This is a genomic window from Rhodococcus sp. G-MC3, from assembly GCF_030063335.1.
GTDB lineage: Bacteria > Actinomycetota > Actinomycetes > Mycobacteriales > Mycobacteriaceae > Rhodococcoides.
The window spans coordinates 104796-114709 of sequence record NZ_JASISW010000019.1; the positions used below are offsets into that span (position 1 = coordinate 104796).

Consider the following 9914-nt stretch of genomic DNA (forward strand, 5'->3'; position numbering starts at 1 on the left):
GAGCGATGACGAATCCGCAGCGAGCGCACCGTCCAGAGGAATCCGGCATGTCTGATCCAATTCGAGATCCCTACAGATCCCGGGTCGCGGTGTCGCCGCCGCCGAACCGGGGTACGACAAATGTATGGAAGCTCAGGGACACTCCGCGGTGACGACCACCGCGCAGGTCCGGACGATCGCCGCACGGTGACCGTTGGGTTGGTGGCGGACTCCGGTTTCGCTACGGCGATCGCATCAGCGATAGAGAATGCGCTATCGCTGACAATCATCATCGACGGGGAGGAGGTCGACCTCGAAGTCGACCGCGCAGCAGTGACTTTGCCGCCGACAGCTACTGGTTCCACACCTCCGGGCCAATGGCTCGAATCCGTCCAAGCAACCAACACATACGACATCGTGCTCTGCATTTCCGAGGTGCCGCGGCGCCTCGGAGCTCATCCTGTCGTCGCCGAGCTTCATGCTGGAACGACCGCCGTGCTGTACGTCCCCTCGTTCGGAACCATCGCAGTGCGGCGCCGCGCGGTGGCCACCGCGGTCGCCATTGTTCACGACCTGCTCGACACCGACACCGATTCACGTCCGCGACTTCGGCGCACCATGTCGACGTGGGCACCTGGCCCCGACGCCGACAACGGCGGAGAGCGCGTGCTACTCACCCCCGGCATGCTCGGACGACTACGTCTGGTGATGGGCATGATTCGATGCAATCGGCCCTGGCGTCTGGTCCCCACCTTGTCCACTGCGCTCGCTGCCGCAAGCGCTGCGTCGGCGTTCGGTGTCTTCTATGCCAACATCTGGCAGATGGCGGCTTCGATGACCGGCACACGTCTGGTCCTGGTGGGGGTCGCTGCAATGGTCGCCATCACCGCGTGGTTGATCCTTCCCCACGGACTGTGGGAACGCCGGTCCTTTCGGCCCTCGGCTACCGACCGACGGATGTACAACGCGGCCACCCTCGGCACCGTCGTAACCGGAGCGCTGTGCATGTTCACCGTGCTGTTCGCGGTCGTTCTGGTCTCCGCCGCGATCGTCATCTCGCCCCGGTTTCTCACCGAACAACTCGGCCGGCGTCACTAAGCCTGAATTCACCGATGGGCTGAGTGCGTGACCTTGAATCATGTTGCGCAGTGTGGGCTTGGCTATGGGCGTGGCGGAGTGCCCGATCTCGGGTGTCGGGTTGTTCCACTGGATCTTTCGCGTTGTGGGCGGGCTGGATCTGTTCGGTTAGGCGAGGATGTAAGCGTTGCGGCCGAACATGCTGTCGAACAACGCAGTCCAGCTTGCTTCCCAGGGCCACTTCTCCGGTAGGTGCAGGGTGATTTTCCGGGCCGAAGAGGCGATCCGTGCGGGCACCGAGATCAGCGTGCGCCGGATGGTCCCGGTCGTAGCTTTCGCGAGCTTGTCTTCGCCGGTCAATGTCGCGGCGGCGCGGGTGAGATTGAACGCCATCACCGCGCAGACCAGCCAAGCGGCGTTGGCGTTGAAGTGACCTGAGGGCATGTGGGCGAGGGCGGAGTTCTTCAGGTCGGCGTGGACCTGTTCGATGACCGCGTGCCGGCGATGGGTTTGGTCGGCGGCGACGGTATCGAGGTCGGCAGGGTCGGTGGTGGTGAAGAAAGCGTGGAAGCGCCACACGTCGAACAACTCGCCTTGGCCCTGGTCTTTCTTCGGGCGTAGATCGGGGATGCGGCGCACGACGAGCCGGCCGGGAACGTGATGAGCTTTCTTCTGGGAGGCGAACGTAGTGAACGGTATCTCGGCGACTTCCGCGACGGAGATCCACTGCGCGGTGGTGTCGTCGTAGAGGGCGTTGGTGTATCGGATCGGTGTCCAGGCGCCGTCGTCGATCGAGCTGATTGCGGTCTTGATCACCGAGTTCAGTCCGGTGGTGATCGAAACGTCCACCCCGCCTCGGATCGCTGCGCCGATGCTCGGGTATCCGAAATACGCCGAATCGGCCCGCAGCAACGGCTTCGGTGGTGCCCCGGGGTTGCCGGTGTCGCCGGCCGCTGCATTCGTGCGGAGTCGGTCGAGGGTGGTGAGGGTATCGGCGATCATGCGTGCTGCTCCGCGGGCGGACCCGCAGGCACCTTTGCGGAGCCGTTGGGCGGTGATGACCGGTGCCGCGGTCTCGGTGGTGACGGTGGCGATCAGGGAGTTGAGGCCGCGGACGCCGGAGTAGCCGTAGCCGGAGCCTTGTTTGCCGTGTCCGTGGACTTCGATGATGGAGTCGTCGATGTCGATCATCACCCGTTCGGTATCGATACCTGCCAGCAGCGGGGTGCGCTCAGTGAGAGCCTGCAGTAGCCGGGAGGCGACGGCGTCGAGCTGTCGGACGTGCCCGAACCGGAACTGGCGAAGAAACGATCCCAACGTCGAGGGTGCGTAGGGCCGCTCGAACAGGATGTGCATCGCCCCGTGCCGCAGGATCGCCATGTCGGAGATGCTGTCCGCACCCGCGACCATGCCCGCGACGAGGGCTCCGATCTTGCGGCCGGCGTTCGCGCCTTTGTCCGTCGGCACGCTCAGATGCTCATCGACCAGGGCGTGCAGCCCTGACCTGTGAGCCAGCGCCATCACTGGAACCAACCCGACCGCGGACACCAGATTGGGGTCGTCGAAGGATGCGGCAGCGACAGGTCGGGTGTGAGATAGTTGCATCTGCGAGATGCCCTTCGTAGTGGTCAGAATTTGTTCTGTGAGAAGTCTTATTCTTCACCACTACAGGGCATTTCATGTCTACGGCACGCGACCATCCGTCACCGGATCGGTGCATTCAGGTTTAACCCGATCTTGTCGAGGTTGCGCCCGCGTTCGAAGCCTGGCATTCCGCGCTCGACTACAAAGAGGCTGAAGCCTTGCGCCCCGATGTCGGGATCAGTGCACGCAACGACGATGACGATATCGGCGTTGATGCCGTTGGTGATGAACGTCTTGGACCCGTTGAGAATCCAGTCATCACCGTCACGGACAGCCCTGGTCTTGATTCCCTGGATGTCGCTGCCGGTTCCGGGTTCGGTCATTGCGATCGCTGAGATCAGTTCTCCCGAGGCGAATCCCGGCAGCCAACGCTGCTTCTGCTCGTCGTTACACAGATCGACCAGATACGGCGCCACGACGTCGTTGTGGAGCATGAAACCGATACCGCTGTAACCACCCTTGGTGGCTTCCTCCGTGATGACGACGTTGTATCGAAAGTCTTTGACACCTCCGCCACCGAATTCCTCGGGAACGGCCATTCCCAGAAAACCTTGCTTGCCGGCTTCCACCCAGACGTCGCGATCGACGATGTTCTGCTCTTCCCACTTGTCGTGGAAGGGCGCCACGTGCTGTGCCAAGTGATCCGTCCCGGGTTTGATGCCGCTTCGTTCTTTGTGAAGGATGAAGCACATGTCGAAGCGTTACCCGGCCGAGCAACGTGAGCGTGCGGTGAGGATGGTCCTCGACCATCTCCACGAGTACAACTCCGTGTACGGCGCGTGCAAGGCGATCGAACCGAAATTGGGTGTCGGCGCGGAGTCACTCCGGCTCTGGACACGCCAAGCTCAGATCGATGCCAACCAAGCTCCCGGTGCAACGACCGAGGAGCAACAGCGCATCAAGGAACTCGAGCGTGAGAACCGAGATCTCAAGGAAGCCAACGAAATTCTGAAGTCGGCATCGATTTTCTTCGCGAGGGAGCTCGACCCTCGCCGCCGCAGATAGTCCAGTTCATCGATCAGATGCATGCACAGAACTACCGGGTCGAGTCGATCTGCCGCGTGCTCACCGAGCACGGCGTGCAGGTCGCCCCACGCACGTACCGCAACTGGAAGAGCGCACCACCATCGGCCCGCACGATCTCCGACGCGTACCTCACCGCCGCGCTCCGCGACACGGTCGGCGAACCTGAAGAGCTCTACGGCCGCCGCAAGATGTATCGCCACCTGCGCAGGAAGGGCCATAGCGCGGCTGCCTGCACAGTCGACCGACTGATGGGCGACGAGGGTATGTCCGGCGTTGTCCGAGGCAGGCGGCACCGCACCACGATTCAGGGCGGTAAGAATTCCACACGGGCCCCTGACCTGCTCGACCGTGATTTCACTTCCGAGGCCCCGAATCGGAAGTGGGTCACCGACTTCACGTACACCAGGACGTGGGCGGGGTTCGTCTACGTCGCGTTCGTCATCGACTGCTTCTCCCGAGCGATCGTCGGTTGGCACGCCTCGACGGTCAAAGACACCACTATGGTCACCACCGCGTTGAAGATGGCGCTGTGGCGACGAGATCACGGTGGACACCGCGTCGGACCCGGCCTCATTCATCACAGCGACGCCGGCAGCCAAGGTCAATACACCTCGATCGCGTTCGCGGAAACGCTTGTGCTCGAGGGCATTGCGGCATCGATCGGAAGTGTCGGGGATGCCTACGACAATGCGTTGGCGGAGAGCACAATTGGGTTATTCAAGACCGAGGCGGTATCGAAGCGGAGCCCGTTCCTGAACGGGCCGATGAAGACCATCGACGATGTCGAGTTTGCCACGATGGGGTGGGTCGACTGGTTCAACCAACGCCGACTCCACAGCACCCTCGACTACCTCACACCAGAAGAGTTCGAGGAGGTCTACTACAGTCAAGAATCGCCACTCCGCCCGGAGATGTTGCAAGCGTAGGAGCGGCAAGAAACCTGGGACGGTTCAAAGAACTTCTGGATGGACTCCCGGAAAAGATCATGCTCCGGTTCGAACAGGGAACGTTCCACGCCAACTCCTACTACGTCGATGTTTTGTGGACAAACTGAATTTCGTTGCGTCCGTTCGTACTGTCGTAGGACAGTACGAACTCGTCAGAGCATTCGTCGATGATGTGAGCGATCAGGATCGGTGACTGCATCCGCCTGCAGAACAAACTTTCTGGCGTATCCTCACTGCTCGAGAAAATGTAGATCGACCGGTTGTCCGTCGGAGGGGAACGGCAGGGACGTGAAGTTGAGCGGGGCGACGTAGTCGGCGTCGACGCGCCAGTCGAAGCGCAGAAGGAGATGATGCATGATCGCTTTGATCTCGGCGCCGGCGAAGTGCATGCCGAGGCATTTGTGCACACCACCACCGAACGGCTCCCACGCGTATCGGTGCACCTTGTCTTCGCGTCGGTGCTCCGCGAAGCGCTCGGGATCGAAGCGTTCTGGTTCGGGCCAGTACTGCGACATGTGATGGGTGAAATGCGGCACCACCGCCGCGTACGTTCCCGCAGGCACGAAATGTCCCTGCACTTCGGTGTCGCGGACCGCCCGGCGCGCCATCACCGGTACCGGAGAGACGATCCGGAGGCATTCCTTCATGACCAGATCGAGGCTGACGAGTCCGTCGAGATCGGCATAACTCGGTGACGCTGTTCCCAACGCGAGGGACTCCGCCCGGCACCTGTCCTGCCATTGTGGGTGCTGGCCCAGGTACTGCATCATCGTGGAGATGGTGATGGTGGAGGTGTCGTGCGCGGCCATTAGGAGGAAGATCATGTGGTCGACGACTTCGTCGTCGCTGAAGCGTTGTCCTGCTTCGGATTCGATGTGGCAGAGCACGGAGAACAGGTCATCGGTTTCGTGTGACCGACGTGCCGGTAGGTACTGCCGGAAGAAGTCTTCCAGGACTCGGCGTCCGTCGAGTCCTCGCTTCCACCTGGTTCCCGGGACGCTGTAGCGGACCACTGAGGTGGCTGCCTGTACACAATCGACGAAAGCTTTTTTCACCGAGTCGATTTCGCTCTCGGTGGATCCTTCCGCGCCTCCCATGAAGATGTCGGTGGCGAGATCGAGGGTGAGTGATTTGAGTGCGGTGTAGGCGCGGAATCCGTCGGTGGGAGTCCAGGCGTCGAGCGCCGAGGTTATCGCCGGGTTAAGAACGTCAACTGTTTTTTCCAGGCGCGATCGTGTGAACGCCTGTTGCATGATCCGGCGGTGCCGTAGATGTTCTTCCGAGTCGAGAAGCATGAGACCACCGTGGAAGAAGGGGCCGATCAGCACCGACCAACCGTCGCCGTTGACGAAAGCCCGATCCTTGTTCTGCAGCACTTCTTGGCACGCATCGGGTCCGAGGACCGCGACCCAACGTCGCCCGATCATCGAAAACCAGGAGACCTCACCGTAACGGTCCCAGTGCTTTTGCATCAATGCCAGTGGATCTCGGACGTATTCGAGTGCGTGCCCGACGCCGGGGAGCCCCGATCGACCCGAAATTGGGAGTAACTGTGACTGTGCTGGTGGATCGGCCAGAATCTTGGACATGGATGAACCTCGCCTTCCTTTTCGATCTGACTGTGTACTCTGTCAGATATGGGTAGTCTGCGTCACAGTGATCGGATCTGTCAATATCAACCTATGACTTCTCCTACGCCGCGTCGATACGCGGGCCTGAGCGGCGACGAGCGCGCAGCACTGCGGCGTGAGAGCTTGCTTGAGGCCGCACTGGAAGTCTTTGCTGCCACAGGCAAGAGCGGCGCCACCATGACCGCTATCTGCGCGCACGCCAAGTTGACGGAGCGATATTTCTACGAAAGCTTCACCAGCAGAGACGAAGTCCTGCAGAAGGTCCTGGACGGAATCGCCGACGAAGTCCGCGAGGCCGGTCTGGACGCACTTCGAGCGAGCGGCGAAACGCTCGAGCGGCGCGTACGAAATGCCATCGCGTCATTCGTCACCATTTTGACCGACGATCCACGCAAGGGACGTGTTGCGATGATCGAATCCGCCGCGTTCGAACCTTTGCGCACCCACCGACGTACAGCACTGCGGGGCTTCGCTCAGATGGTGGCCGACGAAGCCACCCGCATGTACGGCGACCAGGCATGGCCACCACATCAGGGAGAAATCAACGGATTGCTGTTTGTGGGCGGCCTGGCCGAGTTGGTCACCGCATGGTTGAACGACGAGATCGCCATCACCCCTGACGAGATCGTCGATGCGGCAACATATCAATTCACCTCCACCGCCCACCGATAGGAGTCGCATGCCGGACGGCTCACGATCGAGCGGGTAGCGAGGGCTTCAATCCGCACCACTGCAGTGCAGATCCGCTGAAAAATGACTTGGCCGCTGCCCCGACGATGCAGGCGTGTAAAGCATTTCCTTCGCGTGACTGTTGGTGAAAAGTTCCCAGTACGACTCGGCAATCAGATCCACATCAAGAAAGTTCCCGACTGGACTACGCCGCCGATGGTGACTGCACCTCCATTTGATGATGCTGCGGTTGGCCAGTTCCTCGGCCAGGATGAACTTACAGGTTTCGCAATCCGGCTTCGCTGATCGAGGTAGACACCTCTCGATTATCGGCGCTGCTAATCACGCCGACAGACATGTACTCGAACCTGCCTCTACTGGCGTCACAGCCTTGCCGGTGACCGTTCGGGACTGCCCCCACTTCAGTTGACTCGTGGGGTTGAGTGATTCAGGCCGCGTGTGCGGCCCGGTTGATTGTCTCAAACTCGATCGGCGTGAGTTTGCCGAGGCGTCGTTGGCGGCGCTTGCGGTGGTAGGTCCGCTCGATCCAGGTCACGATCGCCAGCCGCAGTTGCGCCCGCGTGGACCAGCGCTGGCGGTCGAGAACGTTCATCTGCAGCAGGGCGAAAAACGACTCCATTGCAGCATTGTCTACGCATTGACCGGCTAATAATGGGTGCGGCTCCGCCGTGGGCGGGCTGAATGGTTCATCAGTGTCGCGGGGTGAGGCGACGGAGTCGTTCTTCGTGGGCGGTGACGGCGGTGGCGAGCGTTTCGACGATGGTGCGTAGGTGAGCGACTTCAGTAGCGAGGCCGGTGAGAGTGCGGGCATTGGTTTGGCGGGCCCTGTGCTCGTCGATGACAGCGCGTAGTTGCTTGTTCCGGTAGAGCGATGCTCGTGCGATCTGCGTAGCCTCTGCGACTGCGGTGAACGTGACCGGTGATCCGGCGGTGGTGAGGTCGATGCAGACTTGTTCGACGCGGAGCAGTGGGGTGTTGTTCATGCGGTCTCCGATCGGGAAATGAGCGTGTCCAGTCGTGCGACGAGGGCGTGGTGCCGGGTCGCTTCCTCGATCCATCCTCGCTTCTCTGCATCGGCTGCGAGGTCGGCGGCATCGATTCGTTGAGCAGAAAGAACTGCGAGATGTGTTGCGTCGGTGTGGAAGCTGGGACAGTTCTCGCAGATGTTGGCGTAGGGGCATGATCCCTGCGCGGGGGCTCGAAGACAGTAGCCGCCGGACAGTCTCGACTTGATTGCCGGAGTGTCTTTCCATGCGCCGCCGCTGACGTCGGTGATCGGAAGGTGCAGCTTGTCGGTGGGTATGGGGCCGATGTGGCTTTTCGCCAGGCCGAGGGCTCGTTCGTATTCGGTGCGGACTGTGCTGTCGAAGAGGTGCGCGTAGCGCAGACTCATCTGGGTCGAGACGTGACCGAGCAGCGCCATCAATGCTTGCAAGGACACGCCTGCGTTGATGAGGGCGGTGGCGTAGGTGTGCCGGAGTTGGTGCGGGGTGACGTGGCCGAGGCCGGCGGTATCGGCAGCACGGTTCAGCTCTGCTCGTACCGCGTTCTGCGACAGCCGTTTTCCATGGTGGGTGAACAGGAAATCGGTGGGTGCTCCGGTGCGGGGATGGGTCATCGGACGGCCCGGCGAGCGGATGGCGGTGATGCGGTCGACGAGGGTGAGAACTTCCTCATCGAGGGAAACCATGCGTTCGGAGTCGAGTTTGCCGAGCGGCACTTTCAGCCAGGACCCGTGTCCCGGTATTTCGTGAACGCAATCGAGCTCGAGGTCGAGTAGTTCACCGATTCGTAGTCCGCAGGCTCGCTGCACCAGTAGTGCGTCAGCGGCGAGTCGATAGGTCGAATTCGACAGTGCAGCAGAGAGTTTGCGGTCAGAATCAACAGGCAGGTAGCGCGGCAGGAACCGTTGCTGCCGGGGGAGGTCGTCTCGGAAGATCAGCCGACGCGGCGGCACGTCGTCCCATCCCCATTCGGTGATCTCGGCGAGGAAGTTACCGACAGCGTGTACTCGTCTGATCCGGTCGGCGACGGTGATGGGTGCGCCGGTGACGGAGTTGACGGTGGTGGTCAGTGAGGTGATGAACGGTTCGATGTGTCGACGTCGGTCCAATGAGTTCAGCGATGCGATGTCGGGGTCGACGGCGGAGAGGTATCGTCCGAAGTGCGCGAGCCTGGTCGCGAGACTGCTGACGGTCTTGACGGTGCAGGTGGCGTGTTTGCGCTTGAGGTAGGCCACGAACGCCGGTCGCAGCGTCGCCGGAACGTCGGCCATGCGTTGCTCCAGGGTCACCGCAACCACCGATGGTGGCGCCGGCGAATCGACGACACCGAGGTGGAAGAGGATCTGGCGGGCACTGCGGCTGGTGTTTCGGTAGTGCTTGGCACCTCGACCCGTCTCCTCCTCACGAGTGTCGCAGGCCCGCAGCAGATCTTGTAGGTCTCGTTCGCTCAGATCCAGCAGTGGTCGACTGGTTTGGATGAGGACGCGGGTGATGATCTGGGATCCGATCGCGGAGGCGACGCGCTCGGAGAATCCTAGTTCTGTTGCAGCGGTGATGAACTGATCGAGGTCCGGTTGTAGGCAGCTGTCGGTCAGCTCGTGCCACAGGCTGGAGAGTTTGCGGTGCACGAGATAGTCGTAACCGGGTTGTAGTCGGCGGCTGATCATGAGGAAGGTGATGAACGGCCTGGTAGAACCGTTCGCGGATAACTTCTCTGCGAGCGAGATCGTGGTCCAGTCTGCGACATTGGGCCATCGGCGCAGGAAGGATCGGGCAGCTTGGGTGTAGGCGGGGTTGCCTCGATGCCGTCGCTGCAGATGCACCAGATAGGCATCGTAGATCTCTACCGGTGATTCAGGGGCGGGTGCGTAGTCGGGTGCGAGCTGCATCGAATTCTGCCTTGACGTGTGTCGGAG

At 61.5% G+C, this 9914-nt stretch carries 7 protein-coding genes and 2 pseudogenes; 3 read left to right on the forward strand and 6 right to left on the reverse strand.

The genetic code is table 11. From position 1 onward, the window contains the following. Window positions 1–120: 120 nt before the first annotated feature. Window positions 121–1077, forward strand: a complete 957-nt coding sequence (locus QMK17_RS19710; RefSeq protein ID WP_283510980.1) for a hypothetical protein — start codon at window positions 121–123, stop codon at window positions 1075–1077. Between the two features lie 147 nt (window positions 1078–1224). Here the strand turns inward: QMK17_RS19710 and QMK17_RS19715 are convergent, their stop codons facing one another. Both QMK17_RS19715 and QMK17_RS19720 read right to left on the reverse strand, forming a co-directional pair. Further along, window positions 1225–2661 carry an IS1380 family transposase gene (locus QMK17_RS19715; RefSeq protein ID WP_283510981.1) on the reverse strand — a complete coding sequence of 479 codons (1437 nt, stop codon included), beginning with the start codon at window positions 2659–2661 and terminating at the stop codon, window positions 1225–1227. A 122-nt stretch (window positions 2662–2783) separates the two neighbouring features. Then, window positions 2784–3392 (reverse strand): annotated as a pseudogene (locus QMK17_RS19720) (acyl-CoA dehydrogenase family protein); the annotation flags it as partial. Between QMK17_RS19720 and QMK17_RS19725 the strand changes: the two are divergent. After that, window positions 3391–4652, forward strand: a protein-coding gene (locus tag QMK17_RS19725) for an IS3 family transposase (RefSeq protein ID WP_283510982.1) whose coding sequence is annotated in 2 segments (ribosomal slippage) — window positions 3391–3664 and window positions 3664–4652 — 1263 coding nt in all. Because the reading frame shifts where the segments join, the coding sequence is not laid out codon by codon here. The pseudogene QMK17_RS19720 and the gene QMK17_RS19725 overlap by 2 nt on opposite strands. Before the next feature lie 251 nt (window positions 4653–4903). On the opposite strand, the gene QMK17_RS19730 is transcribed toward QMK17_RS19725, so the two are convergent. Then, window positions 4904–6262, reverse strand: a complete 1359-nt coding sequence (locus QMK17_RS19730) for a cytochrome P450 (RefSeq protein ID WP_283510983.1) — start codon at window positions 6260–6262, stop codon at window positions 4904–4906. Window positions 6263–6355: 93 nt separating this feature from the next. Here QMK17_RS19730 and QMK17_RS19735 point away from each other — a divergent pair, with 93 nt between their 5' ends. Then, window positions 6356–6976, forward strand: coding sequence for a TetR/AcrR family transcriptional regulator (locus tag QMK17_RS19735; protein WP_283510984.1), 621 nt, complete (start codon window positions 6356–6358; stop codon window positions 6974–6976). Between the two features lie 445 nt (window positions 6977–7421). Here QMK17_RS19735 and QMK17_RS26520 read toward each other — a convergent pair. The 3 genes and pseudogenes from QMK17_RS26520 to QMK17_RS19750 form a co-directional block, all read right to left on the reverse strand. Further along, window positions 7422–7637 (reverse strand): annotated as a pseudogene (locus QMK17_RS26520) (IS3 family transposase); the annotation flags it as partial. Between the two features lie 46 nt (window positions 7638–7683). Then, window positions 7684–7977 carry a hypothetical protein gene (locus QMK17_RS19745; RefSeq protein ID WP_283510985.1) on the reverse strand — a complete coding sequence of 98 codons (294 nt, stop codon included), beginning with the start codon at window positions 7975–7977 and terminating at the stop codon, window positions 7684–7686. Beyond that, on the reverse strand, window positions 7974–9887 hold the full coding sequence (locus QMK17_RS19750) for a tyrosine-type recombinase/integrase (protein WP_283510996.1): 1914 nt from the start codon (window positions 9885–9887) through the stop codon (window positions 7974–7976). The genes QMK17_RS19745 and QMK17_RS19750 overlap by 4 nt, the downstream gene beginning before the upstream one ends. Between the last annotated feature and the right edge of the window lie 27 nt (window positions 9888–9914).